Consider the following 25,262-nt stretch of genomic DNA (forward strand, 5'->3'; position numbering starts at 1 on the left):
ATGATTAATAGCACCCGCTTAACTACTTTAATAACTTTCGTTTTGGCACTTTTGTGTATGGGGGTGCTGAAGGCAGAGGTAACTTATCAACCATTGGGCCAAGGACGTGGTTTAGAGGCTGAGGTTGTTTCAAGCTTATTGGTCGATCAGCAAGGTTTTTTGTGGGTTGGTTCAAGAGAAGGTGTCTTTCGCTATGATGGTTATTCCGCTACTCACTTCAACCCTGATATTCATGATCCAAATGCGATCAGCGATACCGATATACGAAATCTCTACGAGGACAAAGATGGCAATATTTGGGTATCCACCAATACTGCTGGTTTAAATTACTACGATCCTAAAGCGAAACAATTCATAATCTATCGACACGAGGCAGAAAACGAGCAAACCATCAGTAATGACAGCGTTTATGATATTGTACAGATGGATGATGGTAGTTATTGGGTTGGTACTGATATTGGTTTAAACAAATTAGATATTAGCTCGGGAACTTTCGAGCGCCATTACTTTAATAAAAACGATCCCAGCACAATCAGTAATGATTACATATACAATCTCTTGATTGATCGAGATGATAACTTATGGATAACTACAGTTGGTGGTGGAATTAATGTTAAAGAAAAAGGTTCGAACACTTTTATTCGTCATAGCTTAAGTGACTTAACAGGTGACCCCTTTAATGACGAAGTATTCGCGATTAAGCAGGCTACTGATGGTGATTTTTGGTTGGGAACACGCCGAGGACTTATCAAATATAACCCACATAAGCGTGAAGCCAAATTAGTTGGTTTGAGAGAGGGAGAGCAGCATCCAGCTATCGTCTCATTAGAGGTAACTGGGCGAGGTGAATTATTGATTGGTACTATAAGCAGAGGCATCTTGCGTTATGATGCTGAGTTAAACCGTTACCAAGCCTTTAATACAAATCCTTTGGGAAGCAAAGGTCAGTTACCATCTTTACCGGTTTTAGCTATGGAGTACTATAAAGGAAAGTTGTTTGTTGGAACTTGGGGCAGTGGCGTGTATGTGGCTCGTTTAGGTCAGCTTCCTTTTCGTGTTTTGGGAAGTGGTGATGACCCGCGGACAGGCTTGAGTAATCATAACGCAACGGCTCTTTATGCTGACAATAACCATCTGCTTGTAGGAACTTTCGGTGGCGGTGCACAAAAGCTCAATGTAGCAACAGGTTATATTGAAGAACAATTAGCGTCTAATGAGATATTCAGTGCTGAAGGTATATTGACTATAGTCAAACACAATGAATGGATATACGCCGGAGCTTCAACAGGACTTTGGCAGATAAAAGGTGGTGTCGGCAAATATTATCAGTATGGGATTGATGACGAGCATGGTATTGGCAAAGGTTACATTAATAGTTTGGTTGCCACTGACGAAGGTATTTGGATAGGAACAGGGACGGATGGTCTGTATTGGAAAAAGCATACCCAAGAACAATTCAAGTCCTACAGTCATGAGGTTGATAAACCTAACTCTCTAAGTGGTTACTACATTACAACCATACTTCAAACTGATGACAACACGCTTTGGGTTGGTACTCGATCGAGTGGTTTGAATCGGTGTCAAATTTCTCCTTGGAAGTGTGAGTACTTTGGTCGTCATAACAAAGAACAGCATGGACTTTTGAGCGATAATATTACACACCTTTATCAAGATCACGATGGAGATATCTGGGTTGCGACAAATGGTGGTGGCGCTTATCAACTGATAGATAAAAATAAGGTCAGATTCAGGGCTTGGGGTGAGCGAAATGGCTTAACAACCAATGTTATTATGAGTATTCAGCAAGATACTAATGGACTTTATTGGCTGGCAAGTAGAGAGGGTATTAGCCAACTAAATACTGAAACGCAGCAAGTTCGGAACTTTAAAGCAGAGTCGGGTCTTTTAATCACACACTTCAACCGAACAACTGCTTCACAAAATGACCAATATTTATTCTTTGGGGGTATTGGAGGGGTGCTTGCCATCCCTAAAGGTACTCCTTTGGTACCAGCGCCAGCCCCTACAGTTAAAGTGACTCGCGTTGAAACCTTGGGGGGAGATACTGACGGAAATGCTCGTGGAGAGCTTTTGTCGAACATGGTCGAGCGGAAGGAAATTGATTATGGCGACGTGTTCTCCGTAGAGTTCACCGTATTGGATTACTCAGAAAAACCGCACAACTATAAATATCGAATGAATACTGAAGAAGACTGGATTGAACTTGGCGGGCGACGCGAAGTGACTTTCTATAATTTAGCACCGGGCAGTTATCAGCTTCAAGTCATGGGGCAGGATGTATTTGGTGTATGGGGGGAAACTGAGCCGCTTGAGCTAGAAGTTGTACCGCCTTTTTGGATGCAAACTTGGTTTAAATTATTGGTGTTAGCTTTTGTGGCGACATTTATTATTGGTATGCATCGCATAAGACTGAACAAATTAAGGGCTCGAAATCGTGAGTTGTTGGCGTTACAGGTGCAGAAGGAGCAGGCATTACAGGATATACGTGAAAAAGAAAAAGAGTTAAAAATTGCTTTTAAAGGTTTAAGGAATTTGACTAACCGTATCGAAACTGCGAAAGAAGAAGAGCGACAGCATATTTCTCGTGAGCTACATGATGAGTTAGGGCAGACCTTAACCGCGACTAAAATCAATTTACAGGTTATCGGTACTTTGCAAGAGCCGCAAGCTATCAAAGAGCGACTTGAACAAAGTATTTCTGTAGTTGATGGCATGATCGAGCAAGTAAGAAATGTATCATTATCTTTAAGACCGCCTTTGCTCGATGAAGCGGGCTTAGTACCTGCATTAGAGTATTATTTAGACGTTATCCAAGAGCGCACAGGACTAGATATTCAGCTCGAAGCCGATCAAGATGTATCTGGCAACTCGCATGATGTTCGTGTCGTTATCTTTAGGATTATTCAAGAGGCGATAAGTAATGTCTTACGTCACGCAAATGCTACAGTGTTGCATATTAAATTATCGGTGGACGGTGAGCAGGTTTGTGTTCATATTGAAGATGATGGCGACGGATATGACATTGAAGCAGTGAATGAGCGTATCAAGCATGGTGAGCACTTAGGCTTGCTCGGGATGTTGGAGCGAGTAAAGAACGTCAATGGGCACATTGAACTTGAATCTGAGCCAGGGAAGGGGAGTACCATTAAAGCGAGAATTCCACGGTGAAACAGATAGAAAAATTAATATTGGCAGACGATCATACGTTAGTGAGAGAAGGTATTAAAACCTTAGTTCAAGCAATGCCCGAAGTTGGTCAGATTTTTGAAACGGGTGATGGCCTGGAGGTGGTTACCTTAACAAGACAGATATCACCAACTTTAATTGTGCTAGACATTACACTACCTAGTTTAAACGGTCTTGAAGTGGTGGAGCGTGTCAAACAGCAGAATAGTGACGTTAAAATTTTAATGTTGTCGATGCATGCTGGACCTGAGTATGTGGCGCGAGCTTGGAAAGCAGGAGCTGATGGATACTTAATTAAAGATTCAGCATTTGAAGAGCTAGCAACCGCCATTAAAACTGTGATGAATAATGTCCGTTATTTGAGTCAAGGCATTGACGAAGAGGTTGTGCAGCGATTTATAAAGGAAAAAGATGGACTACACCATGAAATCGATATTCTAACACCACGTCAGCGACAAATTTTACAGTTAATCGCAGAGGGAGTTAGCACAAAAGATATTGCGGACAAACTTTGCGTCAGTGTAAAGACGGTTGAAAGTCATCGTGCTCAACTTATGGATAGGCTGGGCATTCATGATGTGCCAGGATTGGTTCGCTTTGCCATTCGAGTAGGCTTGATACAGAACGATAGTTAGTTTTTTACACCTCTCAACTTACTCTGTATAAAATCAGGGATTCCCCGATACTTTACTGCAATCTGTCAGCCTATAATCAATTAAGCATAGAGAAGCAATTGAAGGTGGCTAATGGGAAGCGCGAATAACAATACGAAAGAGTATGCGTTGGTTGGTATTGCTACTAGGGGCCTGAAAGTTATTGTGATGACAATACTATTGTCATCACTGAGTACGAATGCTAATCAACTTAGGAAGCATAATTTAAGGCAACTTATTGAGCAGTCTCACATCATTATTTATGGAACCGTTAAGTCGGTAACAGATGGCGTCACAACAAAAGGTATTCCGTTTACGGAAGTTGTTTTTGATATTAAAAGAAGTGCGAAAAATCGTGTCCGTTCATCCACAGAATACATTTATCGGCAATTCGGCTTCACAGGATTGAAAACTCAAACTCCAAGCACAACTTTGATGACTATAGCTGAAGGAGTGCCCCGCTGGAATAAAGGAGAAGTTGTCGTGGCTTTTTTGTACAAAGCAAATGCCAAAACAGGTCTCCAAGCCACGGTTGGTTTGGAGCAGGGCAAGTTGAGTGTATATGAAGGAAAGCTTATTGGTCGTGATGACTCCGATTCCTTATTCAGCCAAGTGAATATTGATAGGTCGCTTTTAACGCCTCAAGAATTCAAGATGATCCATTCTGACAAGGCTATTGAGGTCGATGATTTTATGGGGCTTATTGAACGGGCTGTCACTGAGCAGTGGATTGAGAGTGGCGGTATGCATTAAGAGTAAAATTGTAACAGCTAAGTCCCTGCAAATAGTGTGCTAAAAATACCGACCGCAAGTTCTGCCCAGATAAGTAAGAAGGCAAGGATCAAGAATAAGGTAACAAGGTTACGCTTAGTCGAAGAGCTGAGTTTACGTATCCCCAGCTCGTAGATAAGCCCGACGATAGCAAGTAACCCTGCAAACACTACGAAGTCGTTGAGTGACCAACTCACTTCTTGGGTAAACTGCATAGCAATGAGGGGAATGGATAAAATTATACCGATGCCACCCAGCCAAAAAATGCCTCTTTTAGTGTTTATGTTCATAGTTCAAGGTCAACTCAGTTAATTAAGGATCGTAGTTTAAGGTTGGTGCCAGCCACTGCTCCGCTTTCTCAAGGCTCCAACCTTTACGTTGAGCATAATCCTCAACCTGATCTTTTTCAATTTTTCCTGTGCCAAAGTATTTAGATTGTGGGTGTGCGAAATACCAGCCTGATACTGCGGCAGTAGGGTACATGGCGAAGTGCTCGGTGATATTTAAGCCAATGGTTTCATCGGGTTTTAGCATTTCCCACAGGGTTCCTTTTTCGGTGTGATCAGGGCATGCTGGGTAGCCTGGAGCAGGGCGTATACCTTGGTATTCTTCAGAAATTAGTTGCTCGTTACCTAGCTTTTCATCTTTGGCATAACCCCAGTACTCTTTTCTGACAAGCTCATGCATTTTCTCGGCAAATGCTTCTGCTAAACGATCCGCGAGCGACTTTATTAAAATAGAATTGTAGTCGTCATGGTTCTTTTCAAATCTCTCAACATGCTCATCAATGCCAATACCTGCGGTGACAGCGAACCCACCAATGTAATCGTTAAGCTGCGTTTCTTTCGGTGCGATAAAGTCCGATAGGCAGTGATTAAATTTGCCTTTGCGAGTTTGCTTTTGTTGGCGTAGGTGATGCAAGTTATAAGCTGTTTTATCACGCTGTTCATCACTATAAACTTCAATGTCATCACCAACTGAATTAGCGGGAAAGAAACCAATAACACCACGTGCGGTAAGCCACTTCTCGTCGATGATAGTTTTTAGCATGGCTTGCGCATCGTGATACAGTTTGGTGGCGGTTTCCCCAACGACTTCATCCTCTAGAATTTTTGGAAACTTGCCTGCAAGCTGCCATGAACGGAAAAAGGGAGTCCAGTCGATTCGTTCAAGTAAATTTTCGAGAGGGTAGTCGTCAAATACTTTAGTACCCAAAAAGGATGGCTTCACGATGTCTTCAGCTTTCCAGTCGATATCTGGTGCAAACTCTCTAGCTTCTTGTAATGAAGTTAGCGTTTTCTTTTTCATGCGCTGTTCACGTTGTACCCGTAACTTCTCGTACTCGTCTTTGTTTTCCTGAACAAAAGCAGCTTTGTCATCACCCAGTAATTTACTGGCAACACCAACTACCCGCGAAGCGTCGGCAACATATAACGTTGCATGATCATACTGGGGTTCGATTTTGACAGCCGTGTGTATTTTTGAGGTGGTGGCGCCACCAATTAGCAGTGGCAAGTCCATGCCTCGGCGCTGCATTTCTTTTGCGACGTTAACCATTTCTTCCAGTGATGGTGTGATCAGGCCGGACAAACCAATAATGTCACAGTTCTCGTTCACTGCCGTTTCGAGGATTTTGTCGGTTGGTACCATGACGCCTAAATCAATCACTTCGTAGCCGTTACATTGAAGTACTACCCCTACAATGTTTTTACCAATATCGTGTACGTCACCTTTTACGGTGGCCATGAGGATTTTGCCTTTAGGCTTGTCAGCAAGGTTTAGCCGTTTCTTTTCTTCTTCCATGAAAGGGAAGAGGTAAGCCACAGCTTTTTTCATCACACGCGCCGACTTAACCACTTGCGGCAAGAACATTTGGCCTGAGCCAAATAAATCCCCTACCACGTTCATACCGTCCATCAAGGGCCCTTCAATGACATGAAGCGGACGCTCAAATCCCTGCCGAGACTCTTCGACATCTTCATCAATAAATTCAGTGATGCCTTTGACCAAGGAGTGCTGTAAGCGTTTATTGACTTCCCAAGTCCGCCACTCTAAATCTTGCTTATTCTTTTCTTGCGTACCATCTTGCCGATACTCTTCAGCTAATTCGAGTAAGATATCGGTGGCGTCGTCTTTACGATTAAGCACCACATCTTCAACCGCTTCTCTCAGCTTTTCTGGTATTTCGCTATAAACCTCAAGCTGGCCAGCGTTAACGATGCCCATATCCATGCCAGCTTGAATTGCATGATAGAGAAAGACCGCATGAATCGCTTCACGAACTTTGTCGTTGCCTCGGAAGGAGAAGGATACGTTTGAGACACCGCCAGAAATCATGGCGTGTGGTAAATTCTTTTTGATCCATTCGGTGGCTTCGATGAAGTCCACTGCATAGTTGTTGTGTTCGTCGATCCCTGTAGCGATAGCAAAGATATTGGGGTCGAAAATAATGTCACAGGGATCAAATCCAACTTGCTCGGTTAAGATTTTATAGGCACGGGCACAGATTTCGGTCTTGCGCTTGAAGGTATCGGCTTGGCCTTGTTCATCGAAAGCCATCACGATCACCGCAGCGCCGTAGCGTTGGATCAATTTGGCCTGTTCAAGAAATACTTCCTCGCCTTCTTTAAGCGAAATCGAATTGACCACACCTTTGCCCTGAATGCATTTTAAACCAGCTTCAATCACTTCCCACTTCGACGAGTCGAGCATGACGGGAACGCGGCTGATATCGGGTTCCGAAGCTATCAGGTTCAAAAAACGCTGCATTGCTGCAGTAGAATCCAACATGGCCTCATCCATGTTGATATCGATGATTTGAGCGCCATTTTCTACTTGCTGTAAGGCAACTTCGAGCGCGGTTTCATAATCGTCTTCTTTGATCAGTCGCAGAAAACGTTTTGACCCAGTCACGTTGGTTCGTTCGCCGACATTAAGAAATAGACTGTCTTGATCAATGGTTAAAGGCTCTAAGCCTGACAAGCGACACTTTTGGTCTTTATTGATGCTGAGCCTTGGCGTCTTATTTTTTACCAACTGGCTAAAATATGCGATATGTTCTGGCGTGGTACCACAACAACCACCGATGATGTTAATCATGCCATCATCGACCCATTGCATCATTTCTTCTGCCATGTCCTGTGGGGTTTCATCATAACCGCCGAACTCATTAGGCAGGCCTGCATTTGGGTGCGCAGAAATATTAAACTCACTGATACGGTTGAGTTCGGTGACATAAGTACGCAAGTCTTTTGGCCCTAAAGCACAGTTTAAACCTATGGAAATAGGGTTGGCGTGACGCACTGAGTTATAGAAGGCTTCGGTTGTTTGGCCGGTTAGCGTTCGTCCAGAAGCGTCTGTAATAGTGCCGGAGATCATGATAGGTAATTCAACATCATGATCATCAAAGTATTTTTTCACGCCATAAATGGCTGCTTTGGCATTTAAAGTATCGAAAATGGTTTCGATCAGCAGCAAATCTGCTCCGCCCCGATATAGCGCATCGGTTGATTCATAATAGGCATCGGCCAGTTGATCAAAGCTGACGTTTCGAAATGCTGGGTCATTGACGTCAGGCGATATGCTACAGGTTCGATTGGTTGGCCCTAACACGCCAGCCACAAATCGTGGTTTCTCAGCAGTCGAGTATTCGTCGGCAATTTCCTTGGCTAAGCGAGCTGACTCGTAATTAATTTCAGCGGACAAGTCCTCCATATCGTAATCAGCCATGGCGATACGGGTGGCATTAAAGGTATTGGTTTCAATAATGTCTGAGCCTGCTTTAAGGTACTCTTCGTGAATATCTTTAATGATTTTAGGTTGCGATAGGCTGAGCAAATCATTATTACCCTTGACGTCGCAGTGCCAGTCTTTAAAGCGTTCGCTTCGATAATCTTCTTCTTCCAGCTTATATTGCTGGATCATGGTGCCCATGGCGCCATCTAACACAAGGATGCGCTCTTTGAGTAACTCTCTAATACTGAGATTATTGTTAGCTGATGTCATTGTTTCTGCCACATTATTTGATGATGTCTAGCGTCTAGCTTTCTAACTGGCCTGAGAAAACCCGGTTGCCGAGGAAAAAGTATAATTGCACAAAAGAAGTATAGACGTCTAAATAGCTTGTGGCTATAATACCACCGAGTTGAAGAAGGGTGAACCGTTTTATGGCTATTTACCCAGTAAATAAGTTCATGCTTCTTTAAAACTACAATCATTCGATATAACTACTGACTAATAAGGTTCCTTGCGATTAATCGGGAAACCAGTGAGATTCTGGTACTGCCCCCGCAACGGTAATAAAGAGCGTTACTCCATGGCCACTGAGTAGATACTTGGGAAGGCGGAGTGACTTAGCATGGTATTTTGCTAGAGCTTTTGAGTCCGGAGACCGGCCCTATTAGACGTTGAGCAGATCGGTGGGCTCTTGCTCAATATGAAGTGGTTATTAATTTAATGCCCGCTAGAATTAAGAGATCTAGCAATGACACAACAAACATTAGCTGCCCGCTCGGCGGCAGCTGCAATAACAGCAATTTGTGGCTTTGGCGCGCCAACAGCTTACGCAGAAGAGCCTGTTATTGGCGATGACAATACGGTGGTTATCACGGCCTCTCGGTTTAAAGAGGAGAGCGTTCGACTGCCAACTAACATCACGATCATTTCCAAAGAAGATATTGAGCGTAGCAATGCAACACAAATTGCTCAGTTGTTAAAGCGCGTGGCGGGGATTCAAGTATCCTCTGTCAGCGGTAAAACCACCGTCAGTATGCGAGGAATTTCGGCCGAGCAGGCGAGTAATAATGTACTGATCCAAGTGGATGGACGCCGACTTAATTATACGGATATTGCAGCGCCTGACTTGGAGTCTGTTTTAGTAGCGGATATTGAGCGCATCGAAATTATTCAAGGCGCGGCGAGCACTTTGTATGGTGACCAGGCTGTTGCTGGTGTGATTAATATCATCACCCACTCGGGTAAAAACAAAGAGTCTAGCGCGAATCTAGTTGGCGGAAGCTATGGCACGGTCCAAGGGAGCTTAAACCTTAATCATGCGTTAAGTCAGGATTGGTCATTCTTGCTGAGTGCGAACTATTTAGAAACTGATAATTACCGTGATCATAACGAGCGTGAGCAATCGCAGTTAGGGTTGAAATTTCATTATTTAACGGAAACGTCGGACTGGCTGTTTGAGTTGAATACAAACAATGAAGATTTGAATACGCCGGGAGCTTTACTAGAGTCCGATTTAGATAAATCGACTCAATCACGCCCAGAGTTTGCTAATGATTATGTGGATACACAACAGGGTGTGTTGCGTGTCTTTGGTCAAGAAACCATTGATGACAACTGGCAGTATGCGATTGATGTTAACTACTTAGACTCGGACATTGAAAGTATCAACAGCTTTGTTGGCTTTCCAACGACAACGGTTAACACTACAGATCGTAAGCAGTGGAGTGTTTACCCTCGAATAAAAGGGCAATGGCAGGCTGACTCAGGCTCTATCGATTGGATCAATGGGCTTGATTATGATCATGCGGAATATGCCTTTTCGCTGCTGGGGCGAGGCAATGAGCAAGTGGTTAAAAGTGTGTATTCGCAACTTTTTGTGCCGGTTTCACAGCATACGGATTTAGAGCTTGCGGCTCGTTACGCTCGCGTCGAAGATGATTTAGTGGACTTTATGGTGTACCCAACGGGTATTAAGTTAAAAAATTCAGCTACGGCTTATGATTTAGGAGCGAGTCATCAATTTGATAAGCGCAGTAAAGGCTATGTGAGGTTTAGTAAGAATTATCGTTTTGCCAAAGTCGATGAACAATCTTACACAGCAGATGGAGTGGTTGGCTTGGAGCCACAAACGGGTGATTCATTGGAAGTGGGTTATGAGCAAACGCTAGGGCATGGTTTTTTAAAGTTGTCGGTATACCAGTTAGAGTTGGATGATGAGATTTTCTTTGACCCAGCTGTTACACCGCCTCCAGGAGCTTTCTTTCCAGGCGCCAATGTGAATGGCGGGCGTTCAGAACGATTAGGTTTTATCGCGGATTATCAGGCGGATATTTCATCCAAGCTAACATCTGGCATCAATTATCATTATGTCGACGCTGAGATTAAGCAGGGCGAGCCAAGCAGTCAGGGCAGTACTATTCCAGGAGTGTCGGAGCATACCATCAATGGTTGGTTTGACTGGCAAATCGATAAAGTCGCTAATTGGTATCTTGAAGTTAATTATCGTGGGAGCCGTTATCAAGAAGGAGATGTGGCAAATGCCTTACCCAAAATTGAGAGCCATGTGATCTTGAGCTCAGCGATAAACTGGCGTTGGCAGCAACTCACTCTGGGTATTCGCGTGGATAATCTATTGGATAAGGAATATATCGATTATGCGCAATTTGGCGGCTATTATCCTGCGAATGGACGAAATGGTTATGCTAAACTGAGTTATCGTTTTTAAAGGCAACGTGGAACTCTATGGCTAATCGTTTAACTCAGATAACAACCGGTGCTGGTGACGGCGGCACGACACGTTTGGCTGATGGTAAAAGTGTCAGTAAGTCATCGTTACGTATCGATGCGATAGGCTCGGTGGATGAGCTGAATGCTGCTGTTGGGATCTTCTTGGCCGCTTTACCACACCTAGATAAGGCAAATTTTTCTGAGTTTGATGATATTCAGATGTTTTGTCAGCAGGTCCAAAATGAGCTGTTTAACGTAGGAGGGGAGTTGGCATCGCCCAGTAATCATTTCCTATCAGGCTCCGCTACTGACGATATAGAGCATTTTATTGAGCAATGGAACGCGACATTGCCAGCGCTTAAAGAGTTCGTGATACCCGGGCAAAACTTACCCTCTGCGCATGCTCATTTTGCGCGCTGTGTAGCAAGACGAGCTGAAAGGGATGTTGTAAGGCTGGGGGAGCAAGAAACAATCTCTACCGAATTGTTAGTGTATTTAAACCGTCTATCAGATGCCTTCTTTATTATTGCACGACTAACCGGTAGGGCAGACTCGACACAGGAGCCACAGTGGCAAAAATGAGAGCCTCACGAATGGGCAATGATTAAGTCTTAGAGAATCAGTTATGAGTAAATTATCGATAAAAACAGTCACCTTAGTGACTATTATTTTAGCGCTTGGCGCTTACCGGTTGTTTCCACATCCGTTCAACGTAACCCCTGTGATGGCAATGGGGCTTTTTGCAGGGACTTATTTTGATAAAAAATGGATGGCCTTTGTAATACCCATGTTATCGATGTTTCTGGCGGATATTTTCTTAGGCTTCCATAACACTATGCTGTTTGTTTATGGTGCTATTTTAGTGGCTGTTTCGATTGGCTTTTTACTCAGAGACTCTGTCAGTTCGTTGAAGGTAATCGGCGCTTCCGTGGCTGGCTCTATACTCTTTTTTGTAATTACAAATTTTGGTGTGTGGGCGGTTAGCGACTATTACCCAAAAACTTGGCAGGGCCTAACAACTTGTTTCACCATGGCGATCCCGTTTTTTCAGCGAACTCTGTTAGGCGATCTCTTTTTTAATGGCGTTTTGTTTATTAGTTATTGGTATTTCGCTAAGTCACTCGGGCGCTACACTTTGGAGATTAGCCGCTCAAGTCACTAGGCTTTATCGAGCGAAAGGTTTTCAATAACCAGAAACTCTTTAACGGCGGTTAATTCTAGACTCAGTGATAAGGTCTGAGAGCTATCCGTAGAAATAAGCCATTGCTCAAAGAGATTTCCATCCTTCAGTCTTGAGCTTGTTTGCTCTTGCACCCTTAGTTTTTGGTATTGGTTGGTGACTTTCTGATGTAATGAGGAAAACTCAGCGGCCCCCATTGTTTTAGTGAATTCGTCGCTAAAATAACGCCAAACTAGCGAGTAGTTGCCGACATTTAAGGCGCGAACTAAATCATCAACGATATCTTGGGTGATTTTTAACCGTTGCTCTGGGGTTAATTGGTTAAGTTTTAGCTCTGAAAGTTCAGTTTTCGACATGGCTTCACAGTCTTTTGCACTTAGCCCTGTAATTCAGGGCTTAAATCTCTATAATTGAATCAACGAAATCTACAATGTGATTGGGCAAAAGTCTAGTTTATGATTCATTATCAGATCCACCCTGTAAATCCAGAAGCACACTTATTTGAGGTTAAACTCTTTTTAGATACCGTCGGAGCCGACGGGCAGTTGCTTTACATGCCAAACTGGATCCCTGGAAGTTATATGGTAAGGGACTTTTCAAAGCATATTCAATGGATCAAGGCAGAAAATGCTAGCGGCCAGTTGGAATTAGGCCGAGTCGATAAGTCGACTTGGAAGTTGCCAACGTCTGACAGTCCTGTGACGGTGACTTATCAAGTGTATGCATGGGACCTGTCTGTTAGAGGAGCGCACCTCGATCAAACACACGGTTTCTTTAATGGCACTTGTGTCTTTTTTGCTGTATCAGGTCGTGAAGATGAAACTTGTACCATTGATATTACTCGGCCTGATGGTGATGATTATGTCCACTGGCGCCTAGCGACAGGGCTAAAACCTATCGAAGGGACCAGCGAGTTTGCATTTGGACGTTATCAAGCGATGGATTACGCGGAGCTTATTGATTGCCCAGTGGAGATGTCTGACTTCCACCTTATTAGTTTTGAAGCTTGTGGCGTTCCGCACCATATGGTGCTAACTGGTCGACATAAAGTTGATGAGAAGCGCTTGTCTGATGATTTGACCAAAATTTGTGAGCATCATATTCGTTTCTTTGGCGACGAAGCGCCGATGGAACGTTATGTGTTCATGACCTACGTCTTAGGCAGTGGCTTTGGTGGCCTTGAGCATCGAAATTCGACTGCTTTGCACTGCAGTCGTGAAGATTTGCCTTTAGAAACCGATGACCAAGATAAGGTTAAAGACACCTACCAGACCTTCTTAGATTTGTGCTCTCACGAATACTTCCACACTTGGAATGTTAAACGGATCAAGCCCGCGGAATTCTTGCCTTATGACACGCAAAACGAAAGTTATACAGAGTTATTGTGGGCCTTTGAGGGGATTACCTCTTACTATGACAATTTGGCATTAGCTCAAACACAGTGCATTGATAAAGAAGAATACTTAACCCGTTTAGCTAAAACCTTAACGTCTGTCAGACGTTCTAAAGGGCGTCTAATTCAAACGGTTACGGATTCGAGTTTTGATGCTTGGACTAAATTCTATAAGCAAGATGAAAACGCACCCAATGCAGTCGTGAGCTATTACACGAAAGGTGCTGAAATTGCCTTGTGTTTGGACTTATTAATTAGAGAAAAAACTGATTGGAACAAGTCGTTAAAAGATATCATGCGTCGTCTATGGGCAGAGTATGGGAAAGTACAGAAGGGTGTTGAAAACGATACGATTCAGTCAATAGTATTAGAAGAAACCCCTGAAACATCCCACGATGACATTAAGGAGTTTTTTGAAACGGCGTTATACAGCACCAACCCATTACCAACAGAGAGGTTACTGTCTCATTTAGGGTTATGCTTAGCCTACCTCCCACGTTCAGACAGAAATGATCGCGGAGGTTTTAAAGCCAGCTTACCTCAGGATAAGCATTTGGCAGACTTAGGGTTAGAGTATAAGTCAAAAGCTACGGGGGTTTTGGTTAAGAGTGTTTACGCTGATTCTCCGGCTGGGAAAGCGGGTATATCAGCTGGCGACCACTTAATCGCTATGGATGGACTTCGTATTAATGCCTCAACCTTTGACCGCGAGATTAAACAGGTTCCTGTTGGTGAGAGCATTTCGGTCGTTGGCTTTCGACGTGATGAACTGATGACGTTTAGGGTGGCACTTGAAGCGGCAGAGTGTGATACTGCTTATATTACTTATGCTGATGATTTTGATAAACATCAGAGTAACTTTGAACACTGGTTAAACATAAAAGATTCTGGACAATAAACACTATGAAAATTGTGACATTTAATATTAATAGTATTCGTACTCGTGCTCATCAAATGGAAGCGCTGGTAGAAAAGCATGATCCTGACATTATTTGTGTTCAGGAAACTAAAGTCCATGATGATATGTTTCCTTTTGATTTGTACAAAGACTTGGGGTATCACATAGAAATTCATGGTGGAAAAGCTCATTATGGCGTTGCGACATTCAGCAAAAAAAAGCCCATTGCCGTAGAGAAAGGCTTTCCCAATGATCCTGAAGATGCTCAACGCCGAATGATCATTACCACGTTCCAGTATGGTAATGAAACGATTAAGGTACTTAACGGCTATTTCCCACAGGGTGAGAACCGTGAACACCCAACCAAGTTTCCTTATAAGCAAAAATTCTACCAAGACTTACAAGACTACTTAGACAGTCATGACATTGAAAATGTAAGAACCATTGTTCTTGGTGATATTAATATTTCACAACTGGATATTGATATCGGTATTGGTGAACCCAATCGCAAGCGTTGGTTAAGAGAGGGTAAGTGTAGCTTTTTACCAGAAGAACGTGAGTGGGTTCAGCGCATGTTAAGTGCTGGGCTGTATGATACCTACCGTACAATAAACCCCGATAAAGATGATAAGTTTAGCTGGTTTGATTATCGCAGTCGTGGTTTTGAGCGCGAGCCTAAGCGAGGACTGCGTATTGACTCAGTGTTTGCCTGCGATTGGCTTAACCAGCGAGCAGTAGCATCAGATATTGATTATGAGATTCGTAGTATGGAGCGTCCATCGGATCACGCACCAGTTTGGACGGAGTTTAATTTAGACAAGTAGTAATAATTTATGACGAAAAGCTGGAAATGGTTAAAAAGGATATTGTGGGTCTTATTAGGATTCTTCGTACTACTGTTTCTGGCTGTTTCCGTTTTTGTCTATATTATAAACTCTGAATCTTATCTTGAGGATTATTTAAAAGAACACCTTGGCGTCGAAGCAACAGTTGGTGAGTTAGACGTTTCGCTATTGAGTGGGACTATCAAAATCAGCTCTAGCGTTATCGGGCCTAAAGATGACCCTTTTGTCCAGTTCGAGCGATTAGAAGGGGAGCTGGATTATAGTCACTTATGGTCAAGCCAGCTGACGGTGGAGTTACTACAACTAACCAACGCAAAAGTTCGTTATCCTTTTGAGTTCAAACTCAAAGAAGACGAAACAACCTCTGAAGAGACATCACTGCCGTTTGATTTTATTGATGTCGCAGCCATCGATATTAATAACCTCGACTTCGAGTACCGTGGTGAAGTGACGCTATTGGCAAAAGGAGCTGAAGTTAAAGTTCGGAATATTCCTGTTGCTGAAGATGGATTTCTTTTATTTGAAGATTTGCAGCGCTTAGTTAAAGCGAGCAACACCACTCTAGAAGCAAGCTTAAAAACGTTACAGTCAGATAAAACCCAGTTAAATGACCTTAGCTTAAATGCTCACATCGATGGTCAGCGACTGGTGATTGATGATGTTTACTCAGGTCAATCATCAATTAATATCAATTTATTGGATCACTCACAAGCGTCATCCGTTCCAGCTACTCAGGTTAAGCAAGACGGCAAGAGTTCTAATCCGACATCGCCGAAAGCTGAGAGCTTAGAACTTCCTTTTAATGATATTGTGATCAAGAAAATCGATTTGGGTAAGACAGACCTTGCAATTCAGGATCAGCATGAGCTATCGATCAAGGCGATAGAGGCTGAGTTTTCTGAGCTGCTACTCGTTCAAGATAAAAAAGCACTGTGGCTCGATTGGCCTGCGTTTTATCAAGCCCAAAATAGCCAGTTTAACCTGAGCTCAGAAGTCATGCAGTCTGCAATTATGGATTTTGAAAGCTTGCATCTAACCGGTGAGCTTAAGGGCGGACAGTTTGTTATTCCACAACTAGATATTGTGCGTCCTGCTGTAAAGCTTAACCAAGACACTGATGTTGCTAACAGCGACAGTAGCGCATCGGACAATCAGTGGTTCTTGCCTTTTAAAACCGCAACGCTACTTAAGGGCAATGTTTCTCAAGGGAGTCTTGTATTGACACAGAGCGGTGCAGAGCACTCTGTGTCAAAGGTTGATCTTGAGCTTACTAAAATACCACTAGTTGTTGATAATCAACCTGTCTTTGCTATTGATAGCCTGAATGTTGGAGGCGAGCAGGCGTCCGTGCTACTTAAAAGAGGCACTTACTCTGGCAGTTTTGGTGAAGTTGGCAACATGACTTCAGAGCTGACTTTGACGAACTCTTCTCTTGAAATCCAGCGAGTTACTGTTGAACAGCCGAATATCCAGTATCAATTGACGAATGTTAGTTCGGCTGAGGCACAGCAAGCGACGCCTTCGCTGCTGCCCATTGAGTCCATTAGTCTGACCGAGCTTAAGGTCAAGAATGGCAATGGGGCACTCAATATCACCGAGTCGAATCTGCAGTATGCCGGCGAAGGTTTAACGATCAGCGCATCCAACATCCCCATTTATAACGGCGGCGAGTGGGTTGTTACAGATCCCAAGTCTTGGCAACAGCAGTCGATACTTTCTTTTGAAGCAGATGCACTTAAAGTGCCACAAGGCAGTTTAGCCGGCTTGAAAGTGAACACTGAATATCAAAATAACCGGTTAAGCGTGAAAGAGCTGGGACTGAGTTCAGCTGAGTTGTCGATTGATGCCACGATGGACGATAGCGCTCAAGGTACGCCATCAAGTGAGTCGTTACCGATTGATTATGTCGAGCTTAACAATATTAATTTGCGACAAATAAGTCTGGGTTATCAAAATGATGACGTTCAATATCAGGTGTCGAACGGTAACCTTGTCTTGAGTCACTTTCCATTGGTCCGAGATGGCCAACTGTTAAGCAATCCGATGCCACATTTTGCTAATTCCGCAAATACCATTCGACTTAACATTGACAAACTTAGCGTCCCAGAAGGAAGTGTCAGCGGATTAGACCTGAAAGGGACATTGCGCAATAAAGATTTAATGCTCGACCGCCTACATACTCGTAGTGCAGATATTATGCTGGTTCTACCCAAACAAGATCACTCAGCTAGTGAGGAAAGCACTAAAGAAGACCAGCAGCAACAAAAAGAAGCCTCAAAGTTTGCCTTGCGAACATTGAAAATTGGTGATTTAAAGCTTCGCAATGTGAATGCTGAGATTCAGCAGGGCAAGGACGATAATGCTGAAACGATATCGGTTAATGATTTTTATCTCGGAGCTACTGAGCTTATGGTGGCCAAAAATCATCAAACTATTGATCAATGGTACGGCTCTCAGCTTGAAAATGCGTTTACGTTGATTGCCCTCAAGGTCGGAACCATTGCTCGGAAACAGACGGATATCAACAATCTGACCGTTACAGCGGTTCAAGATAAGCAAACTATTACCATCCAGCCTTTACGAGTGACGATTAATGAAGCTCCGATCAGTGCTAAATGGGTGCTTGATTTAACTCAGCAACCTTACCGCTCTACTTATGTCTCAGAGTTCAATAATTTGCTGCTGGAAAAACTTGTTGAGCCTGAAGCTAAGGACGGTATCGCTATGTCTGGCAGTTTACAGGGCGATATTAACATTCAGTTTTTAGGAGTCGATGCTGAAACTATCGCAGATACTTTACAAGGGAAAGTATTCATTCGAAATCAAACGCCTGTAACCTTACATCGACTGAACGTTAATAAAGTTTTGAGAAGTTTCTTAGACAGTCAAAAGTTCGGATTGCTGGATGTAGGTGGCTTGTTACTCGCAGGTCCTCTGGGACTTTTGGCATCTCAAGGCGTTAGTCTTCAAGATACTCTTAGCCAGTTAGGTGCCGATAAAGGGGATACACATTTTTCTCACCTTAACGTCGATATGGACATAGAAAAAGGTATTATGTCGACCAAGGATGTGGCCGCTGCTACTCAACAGTACCGCTTTGCCTTTAATGGGCAGATTAATTTAGCGGCACAAGAGTTCAAGGATTTTGAATTTGACATCATTAATGAAAAAGGTTGTAGCGAGTACGGACAAACCCTTAACGGCAGCCTGACTTCCCCTGATATTGAAACATTCACTGCGGCCTTTGATGCCGTAACCGGTTCGATTACTGGCTTGTTCAAGCAAGGCGTTGGTTTGATTACAGGCGGAGCCTGCTCAGCTATCTATGAAGGTGTGGTTCCACACCCTGAAGACGGTGCTGAGATTATTCCTAAGGAGCAACAGCGAACCATAGACCCTAACGCAGAAGATGCTATAGAAGAGGGTAGTGCTGATGAAGAAGAAGCCGATAACGCAAATTAGCCGTGAGCAATAGCACCCTTGTTAACGCCTTCAAAGGCTTTAACTTCTAGTTTTGCATTAGGCTCTAAGACTTTTAGCTGTTTGAGGATATGATTAGCAATCAACTCTACGGTTGAGTCATTTTTCATGATGTGACACCGTGCTTTAGGGATTTCTAGAGAAAAATACCCTTGTTCGCTGGTATAGGCAAAGCGGTAATAGTCTTTTGAGCTTTCGACTTCTGGCTCAACCAAGTCTTCTTCGGTACCAATATAAATATCTTCCCACTTCTCGCTCCAAAAAGCTTCGAGCTTCTGGCTGCGTTGTCCATTATCAAAAATATGGATGCGCGAACGATGACCATGAGCAATTCGCTGACAGTCGCCAAGATGCTTCTTTAAGCCGTGGGCATAATGATAATAATTACCAGTGATGGCTTCAGTACTGAGCTTAAGGTTAATTTTCGCAACGTTAGCGGGTACGACTTCAAGACACGCTTCATTCAGCACCTTAATAACATCGTCCATAGTCACTTCTTCTGCGTCTAACAAAACAACGGCTTGCTCGGGTGACTGGTGGTAATAACGGTGACCTGAAGTGTCTGATAGAGTGAGCTTTAACCCTTGGTCGTTATGTTCAGTGGTCACATACTTGCTATTGGCTGGAACCACAAACTTGTGATCAACCGTTGCGTCGATGGCTTGTTTGATGCGTTTCTTCACATCACCGAAGTCGAATACCATGCCCTGATCGTCTAGCTCACCTTCTAAGACAAGGTCAACAATCCAGCTTTCACCGACAATTCCACGGTGAATATCGAAAAAAGCAAAGTCAATTACGGTAAGTTGGTCAACAAAGAGTGCAGGCATAGCCAAAACCAAGGAGTGGTTAACGTTTAATCTTGCGATAAATTATAGCATAATCGGGACAAACTCTAATCAAGATTTTAAAGATGACAAAAAAATATGACTTGTACGCGCTCGGAAATGCTTTGGTGGACGTTGAAATCGAAGTCAATGAAACTGAGCTAGAACGTTTGGGCGTTGAAAAGGGTGTGATGACATTGGTCGATGAAGAGCGTCATGATTATTTATTAGGCCATCTCAAAGGAAATATTCACCAAAGAGCATCAGGCGGTTCAGCAGCTAATAGCGTAATCGCGCTGGCACAGCTTGGCGGGAAAGCGTTTCATTCATGCAAAGTTGCTAAAGATGAAGCTGGCGTATTTTACTCGGATGATTTAGATGATGCTGGTGTCACCAATACCTTGAGTCAACTAGAAGGTAACGAAGGTACAACAGGAAAGTGCTTGGTCATGATTACCCCTGACGCCGACCGGACCATGAATACTTTCTTAGGCATCAGTAGTGAACTTAAAGAGCAGGATATTAATTACGAAGCGCTTGGCGACAGTCAGTATTTGTATATTGAGGGTTATTTAGTCAGCTCGCCAGACGCTCATTTTGCAGCGATTAAAGCGCGTGATTTCGCTAGAGAGAAAGGTGTTAAGGTCGCGACCACTTTATCGGATCCAAACATGGTTCGTTTTTTCAAGCCAGAGATTGAGCAGATTCTCGATGGTGGTGTGGATTTATTATTCTGTAATGATGACGAGGCTTTAGAGTATACAGGCACTGATAACGTTGAAAAGGCACTGACCATTTTGTCACAGCAAGCGAAGCAAGTTGTGATTACTTTAGGTAAAGAAGGTGCCTTAAGTTTCGATGGCGAGAAAGTACAAACGATTGAGCCATTTAAGGTGAAAGCGCTTGATACCAATGGTGCTGGCGATATGTTCGCAGGTGCATTTATGTTCGGTCTAACCAACGGTTTAAGCTGGGCAGATTCAGGTAAGCTAGCAAGCTTCGCATCAGCTCACCTTGTGACGCAGTTTGGCCCACGCTTAAAGTCAGAAGCTGTGGCCGAGTTACAACAGTTTGTTAAGAAAGAATTCTCTATTCAGTAAATCGCAAACGTTGTTAAGGACTGACAAGTAGAATTTGTTTATGAGGCATATTTTTATCATGAGACATGGCGACGCTCCTTACATTAATGGGGAGCGTCAAATTTCTGAGACGGGGCATCAGCAAATCAAGCAAATGACACGCTGGTTTGCAGAATATCTGCTAAAACACGAAACTAAGCTCGATACTTTATTGGTGAGTCCAGTTTTGCGAGCACAACAAACCGCAGATACCTTTGAAGAAACCCTATCTTCTCTAGTCGATTATCGTTGGCAGCGACAAACAGAGTCTTTGTTGAGTTCAGAATCTGATCCTGATATGACGATTCCTTATGTTGAAGAAGCGACAGAAGGAACCACTATGTTGATCAGTCACATGCCTCTGGTTTCTCATTTATGGGCCGGTTGGTTGAGAGGGGAGAGTCAATATTTCCCGACCGCAGCGATTGGCAGCCTCGTGTTTAATAAGATGAATCAGAGCGCTAGAAAAGTGTCGTTCCACACGCCAGAGTAAGTATATTCAAAGAATCTTCTGGAAGTCCTTGAGAAAAATAGCTAGCATTGCGTTTCTATGACATTTGTGTGACATCGGTTTTGAACGAACTAACAGTCAAAAAAGCAAACCTACTTAGAGCTTGGTGGGTAATATTGGTCTCTATTGCCGCAACGGGCAAGTATAGTCTATTGACCCTTGGAACCGCTCTATTTAATCGCAGCGAATCAGCCAAAAAGACCGTGAGGCCTAAAATTGACCGCGTTATTTATCGTTGGGGAACTTGCCTAGTCAATGCGGTTCGTCTGCGTTGGACGGTGGAGGGTGATTTAGAGAGTCAGGCTGAGCCTGGGCGTCGTGTTATTATTGTCGCTAATCATTCCAGCGCATACGATATTCCGCTTATTTTTGCTGCGCTCCCAGGCAGTATTCGTATGATTTCTAAGAAAGAATTGTTCAAAATCCCACTGCTCTCTAGAGCGATGAAAACCGCTGAAATCCTTTCGATCGATCGACAAAATCGGCAACAAGCGATTAAAGACCTCAGTATCGCTAAAGAAAAAATGGAGAGCGGTATTCGCATTTGCATGTTCCCAGAAGGAACCCGTTCAAGTAATGGCAAGCTCTACCCACTGAAAAAAGGCGCCATTCGGTTAGCCATTGATACTAATGCATTGATTATTCCTGTGGCGATCGAAGATATCTATAAAGTGCTTCCTAATAAAAAGTGGTTACAGATGCGTTTAAATCAAAAGGTTAGCGTAAAGGTAGGCAAGGCTATTGATTGTCGAGAATTTGAGGTGGCAGATCGCAATCAACTTACAGAATTAGTATATAATTCATTATATAGCATGTTAAGCGAACAGCAGGGCGAGGTGGCCTCATGAATGAACAAGACATTTACCAACAAGCTGAACAAGAGTTAAGCAGCATCGCTGACTTTGTACGCTTTGCGGCAACACAGTTCCACCAATCCGATCTGTATTTCGGTCATGGCACAGATAATCCGTGGGATGAGGCTGTCGCTGTTGTACTTCAAATGCTTGATTTGCCAGCAGATTATCCTCAAAGTATGCTAGGTGCTCAGGTTCTTACAGAAGAAAAGAAGCACTTAATTCATGCTATTAAAACTCGGGTCTCCGAGCGAAAACCCTTAGCGTTTATTACTAATAAAGCTTATTTTGCAGGTTTAGAGTTCTTTGTTGATGAGCGAGTCCTAGTGCCGCGCTCACCAATTGCTGAATTGATCCATAATGATTTTTACCCATGGCTTGAAGCCGATAACCCGAAAGTATTGGATTTATGCTGTGGAAGTGGTTGTATTGGCCTTGCTACGGCGGCCTATATCGATGATGCCGAAGTCGTGATGTCTGATATATCAGAAGATGCGTTGACGGTAGCTGAAATTAATATTGAGCGTTTAGGCTTGTATCATAAAGCACGTGCGGTGCAGTCTGATTTGTTTGATGGCTTAGAGGGTGAGCAGTTTGACTTGATCGTCTCCAACCCACCGTATGTTGACGCTGAAGATTTAGCTGACATGCCACAAGAGTATCACCACGAGCCTGAAATTGGCTTGGGTTCAGGGCTTGATGGTTTGGACATTACACGCCAAATTTTAGAAAATGCGGCACACTACTTAAGCGACCAAGGTGTTCTTATCGTAGAGGTCGGAAACAGTTGGCCAGCTCTTGAAGAAAGCTTCCCTGAGGTTGAGTTTAACTGGATTGAATTTGAACAGGGTGGTGATGGTGTCTTTGTTTTAACTAAAAAACAATTACTCGAATATTTCAGCTAATTCATGTTATTTGAAGCACCGTTACAACAGTTTGAACCTAGCCCGATTGACAGCTCATCTTCTGAATGCTGCTATCAACAACCGAGTGTTCAGCACTTGGCTGAAGCCTTCAATCGGCATTTTAAGCAACACAGTACCCAATTAATGCCTGGTGCTACGGAACCGTTTTACCAGGCTGCTAAGTCCCCAGATGAAGCTGCTATCATTTTTTCAAGCCACGACTATTTCTCCAGTGCGCTCCACGAGATCGCACACTGGTGTATTGCTGGTGTTGAACGCCGTCAGATAGACGATTATGGTTACTGGTATGAGCCCGACGGTCGCAGTCCCGAGCAACAGATAGCGTTTTTTAAAGTCGAAGTAAAGCCACAAGCTTTAGAGTGGGCTTTTAGTCTTGCTGCAGGTATTCCCTTTAGACTAAGCATTGATAACCTTGACGGTGGTGCTGAAGCTTCAAAGCAAGCTGATGCTTTTCGTGATGACGTTTACCGTCAACTGGGTTGCTACTTCTTAGAAGGTTTTCCGCCACGAGCATTGTCTATGATACAGCTCTTATGCAAGCTCTATCGACAACAACACCCCATTCATCAACCGCATATAGACTCATGTTTACTTTAGGTTTTATCATTAATCCTTTTGCCGGCATTGGTGGCAAAGTAGGCCTCAAAGGCAGTGATGGCGAGGCCATTCGAACAGAAGCTTTCGCTCGCGGGGCAAAGCCACAGGCTGTTCAGCGCGCGAAAATTGCTCTGGAAGCATTGATGCCATACAAAGAACAGCTCCTTATCTTAACGGCTTCGGGCGATATGGGAGAGAACCTTCTTGAGGACATGGGGTTCCGATTTAAAGTGGTGTATCAATCACATGAGCCTTCAACTTCTGATGACACGATTAAGGCGGCTACGATCATGGTTGGACTTGAAGACAAGTCCGACGCTATTGATGTGTTGCTGTTCGCTGGAGGGGATGGCACTGCCCGAAATATTTATGAGGCCGTTGACGGCACTGTACCAGTTCTTGGTATTCCAGCTGGTGTAAAGATTCATTCAGGGGTCTATGCCGTAACGCCACATGCCGCAGGGTTAGTGATCGAGAAAATGATTAATAAAGAGCTAGTGAGCCTGCTTGAAACGTCGGTGATGGATATTGACGAAGATGCGTTCCGGAAAGGTGTGGTTCGAGCTAAGCAGTATGGCGAGATGCAGGTTCCAGCGGAGCATCGTTATGTCCAAGCCACAAAGTCGGGTGGGCGTGAGCTAGAAGAGTTAGTCCTACAGGATATTGCTGATTTTATCACCGACAATATGGATGATGATAATTATTATTTAATTGGCTCTGGATCAACCTGCGCTTTTTTGATGGAGTCGATGGGACTGGAGAATACCTTGCTAGGCCTCGACTGTGTCCATGCTGGCAAGGTTATCGCGAGCGATATGACAGAGTCGGACATATTAAGACTGCTGTCAGAGCACGGAGGAAAGGTCAAGCTAGTTATTACCGTGATTGGAGGACAAGGCCATATCGTTGGGCGAGGGAATCAACAGTTAAGTGCCAAAGTCTTATCACAGCTGGAAAAAGACGATATATATATCATTGCCACTAAAACCAAGCTTAAGGAACTGGAAGGGAAGCCGCTTATCGTGGATAGCGATGATCCCGCCTTGAACCAACGATTATCAGGTGTAATGAAGGTGATCACCGGTTATGAAGACTTTATTTTGTATCCAGTAGGACTAAACAATTAGGTGGGTTTAAGCTTTTGACCGCTCCTTTTGTGCGAGATCTCGCACAAAACTCTAAGCAAAGTCTGAAAAGTCGCAGGGTTTTAAGAGGTTTTTTAAATGCATCTTTTGTAACCCATTGATATACAAACATAAAAATAATTTTCCTAAATGAGCCGTGTTAACTTTTTCTTAATTTGCTCATTGCTCAAGTGAACGGTTTTGATAAAGTACCTCTCGTGTTCAGGGAGAACACACTATCTACAAATCGACTATCTAACGATAGGTTATGGAATAATAATTTAGGACATATTAAACGGACGTGTCATCCAAGGTAGGATACCGAAAAACTGTGGGACGGACTCATCCTATATTGAAAGCGGCTTTGGCCGCTTTTATTTTGACGGCAACATTTTCTTAGCGGCAACCACCCCTTA

At 43.5% G+C, this 25,262-nt stretch carries 19 protein-coding genes and 1 riboswitch; of the genes, 15 read left to right on the forward strand and 4 right to left on the reverse strand.

What is annotated here, in order from left to right; genetic code table 11:
* Positions 1 to 57: 57 nt before the first annotated feature.
* The 3 genes from TQ33_RS03850 (at position 58) to TQ33_RS03860 (ending at position 4,613) form a co-directional block, all read left to right on the forward strand.
* A complete protein-coding gene (locus TQ33_RS03850; protein ID WP_046560891.1) occupies positions 58 to 3,189 on the forward strand; it encodes a ligand-binding sensor domain-containing protein in 3,132 nt (1,043 codons plus the stop codon).
* Positions 3,186 to 3,842, forward strand: a complete 657-nt coding sequence (locus tag TQ33_RS03855; protein ID WP_218915788.1) for a response regulator — start codon at positions 3,186 to 3,188, stop codon at positions 3,840 to 3,842. The genes TQ33_RS03850 and TQ33_RS03855 overlap by 4 nt, the downstream gene beginning before the upstream one ends.
* A 111-nt stretch (positions 3,843 to 3,953) precedes the next feature.
* On the forward strand, positions 3,954 to 4,613 hold the full coding sequence (locus TQ33_RS03860; protein WP_046560892.1) for a hypothetical protein: 660 nt from the start codon (positions 3,954 to 3,956) through the stop codon (positions 4,611 to 4,613).
* 17 nt (positions 4,614 to 4,630) lie between these two features.
* Here TQ33_RS03860 and TQ33_RS03865 read toward each other — a convergent pair whose 3' ends face one another.
* Together TQ33_RS03865 and metH are read right to left on the reverse strand one after the other, a co-directional pair.
* Positions 4,631 to 4,921, reverse strand: coding sequence for a hypothetical protein (locus tag TQ33_RS03865; protein WP_052735187.1), 291 nt, complete (start codon positions 4,919 to 4,921; stop codon positions 4,631 to 4,633).
* 22 nt (positions 4,922 to 4,943) lie between these two features.
* Positions 4,944 to 8,636, reverse strand: a complete 3,693-nt coding sequence (gene metH / locus TQ33_RS03870) for a methionine synthase (RefSeq protein ID WP_046560893.1) — start codon at positions 8,634 to 8,636, stop codon at positions 4,944 to 4,946.
* Positions 8,637 to 8,853: 217 nt separating this feature from the next.
* A riboswitch (cobalamin riboswitch) is annotated at positions 8,854 to 9,044 on the forward strand.
* Between the two features lie 70 nt (positions 9,045 to 9,114).
* Here metH and TQ33_RS03875 point away from each other — a divergent pair.
* Genes TQ33_RS03875 through TQ33_RS03885 form a run of 3 tightly spaced genes read left to right on the forward strand, consistent with a single transcriptional unit; the run spans position 9,115 to position 12,255 of the window.
* A complete protein-coding gene (locus tag TQ33_RS03875) occupies positions 9,115 to 11,091 on the forward strand; it encodes a TonB-dependent receptor (protein WP_052735188.1) in 1,977 nt (658 codons plus the stop codon).
* A 17-nt stretch (positions 11,092 to 11,108) separates the two neighbouring features.
* Positions 11,109 to 11,675, forward strand: coding sequence for a cob(I)yrinic acid a,c-diamide adenosyltransferase (locus TQ33_RS03880; RefSeq protein ID WP_046560894.1), 567 nt, complete (start codon positions 11,109 to 11,111; stop codon positions 11,673 to 11,675).
* 43 nt (positions 11,676 to 11,718) lie between these two features.
* Entirely contained in the window at positions 11,719 to 12,255 is a 537-nt protein-coding gene (locus tag TQ33_RS03885) for a DUF6580 family putative transport protein (RefSeq protein WP_046560895.1), read from the forward strand.
* Here TQ33_RS03885 and TQ33_RS03890 read toward each other — a convergent pair.
* The gene (locus TQ33_RS03890) at positions 12,252 to 12,629 is read right to left on the reverse strand and encodes a hypothetical protein (protein ID WP_046560896.1); all 378 of its coding nucleotides are present in this window, start codon (positions 12,627 to 12,629) and stop codon (positions 12,252 to 12,254) included. The genes TQ33_RS03885 and TQ33_RS03890 overlap by 4 nt on opposite strands.
* Before the next feature lie 99 nt (positions 12,630 to 12,728).
* Here TQ33_RS03890 and TQ33_RS03895 point away from each other — a divergent pair, with 99 nt between their 5' ends.
* The 3 genes from TQ33_RS03895 to TQ33_RS03905 are packed head-to-tail and all read left to right on the forward strand — an operon-like array spanning position 12,729 to position 18,871.
* Positions 12,729 to 14,564 (forward strand): M61 family metallopeptidase, encoded by a 1,836-nt coding sequence (locus TQ33_RS03895; RefSeq protein ID WP_046560897.1) that lies wholly within the window; start codon positions 12,729 to 12,731, stop codon positions 14,562 to 14,564.
* A gap of 5 nt (positions 14,565 to 14,569) precedes the next feature.
* Positions 14,570 to 15,388: an exodeoxyribonuclease III gene (xthA, locus tag TQ33_RS03900; protein ID WP_046560898.1), complete on the forward strand. Its 819-nt coding sequence runs from the start codon at positions 14,570 to 14,572 to the stop codon at positions 15,386 to 15,388.
* A gap of 9 nt (positions 15,389 to 15,397) precedes the next feature.
* Positions 15,398 to 18,871, forward strand: coding sequence for an AsmA family protein (locus TQ33_RS03905; protein ID WP_046560899.1), 3,474 nt, complete (start codon positions 15,398 to 15,400; stop codon positions 18,869 to 18,871).
* Here the strand turns inward: TQ33_RS03905 and TQ33_RS03910 are convergent.
* The gene (locus TQ33_RS03910) at positions 18,868 to 19,719 is read right to left on the reverse strand and encodes a 6-pyruvoyl trahydropterin synthase family protein (protein ID WP_046560900.1); all 852 of its coding nucleotides are present in this window, start codon (positions 19,717 to 19,719) and stop codon (positions 18,868 to 18,870) included. The two genes, TQ33_RS03905 and TQ33_RS03910, sit on opposite strands and share 4 nt — an antisense overlap.
* Positions 19,720 to 19,802: 83 nt before the next feature.
* On the opposite strand from TQ33_RS03910, the gene TQ33_RS03915 reads away from it, so the two are divergent.
* The 6 genes from TQ33_RS03915 (at position 19,803) to TQ33_RS03940 (ending at position 24,849) form a co-directional block, all read left to right on the forward strand.
* Entirely contained in the window at positions 19,803 to 20,816 is a 1,014-nt protein-coding gene (locus tag TQ33_RS03915; protein WP_046560901.1) for an adenosine kinase, read from the forward strand.
* A 58-nt stretch (positions 20,817 to 20,874) separates the two neighbouring features.
* Positions 20,875 to 21,327, forward strand: coding sequence for a SixA phosphatase family protein (locus TQ33_RS03920; RefSeq protein ID WP_228640384.1), 453 nt, complete (start codon positions 20,875 to 20,877; stop codon positions 21,325 to 21,327).
* A gap of 80 nt (positions 21,328 to 21,407) precedes the next feature.
* On the forward strand, positions 21,408 to 22,193 hold the full coding sequence (locus TQ33_RS03925; RefSeq protein WP_228640396.1) for a lysophospholipid acyltransferase family protein: 786 nt from the start codon (positions 21,408 to 21,410) through the stop codon (positions 22,191 to 22,193).
* The gene (gene prmB / locus TQ33_RS03930) at positions 22,190 to 23,104 is read left to right on the forward strand and encodes a 50S ribosomal protein L3 N(5)-glutamine methyltransferase (protein WP_046560903.1); all 915 of its coding nucleotides are present in this window, start codon (positions 22,190 to 22,192) and stop codon (positions 23,102 to 23,104) included. Before TQ33_RS03925 ends, prmB begins: the two co-directional genes overlap by 4 nt.
* 3 nt (positions 23,105 to 23,107) lie before the next feature.
* Positions 23,108 to 23,722, forward strand: coding sequence for an elongation factor P hydroxylase (locus tag TQ33_RS03935; protein WP_084616920.1), 615 nt, complete (start codon positions 23,108 to 23,110; stop codon positions 23,720 to 23,722).
* The gene (locus TQ33_RS03940; RefSeq protein WP_046560904.1) at positions 23,710 to 24,849 is read left to right on the forward strand and encodes an ATP-NAD kinase family protein; all 1,140 of its coding nucleotides are present in this window, start codon (positions 23,710 to 23,712) and stop codon (positions 24,847 to 24,849) included. The genes TQ33_RS03935 and TQ33_RS03940 overlap by 13 nt, the downstream gene beginning before the upstream one ends.
* Positions 24,850 to 25,262 lie beyond the last annotated feature (413 nt).

The organism is Kangiella geojedonensis (assembly GCF_000981765.1).
Taxonomy (GTDB): Bacteria; Pseudomonadota; Gammaproteobacteria; order Enterobacterales; family Kangiellaceae; genus Kangiella; species Kangiella geojedonensis.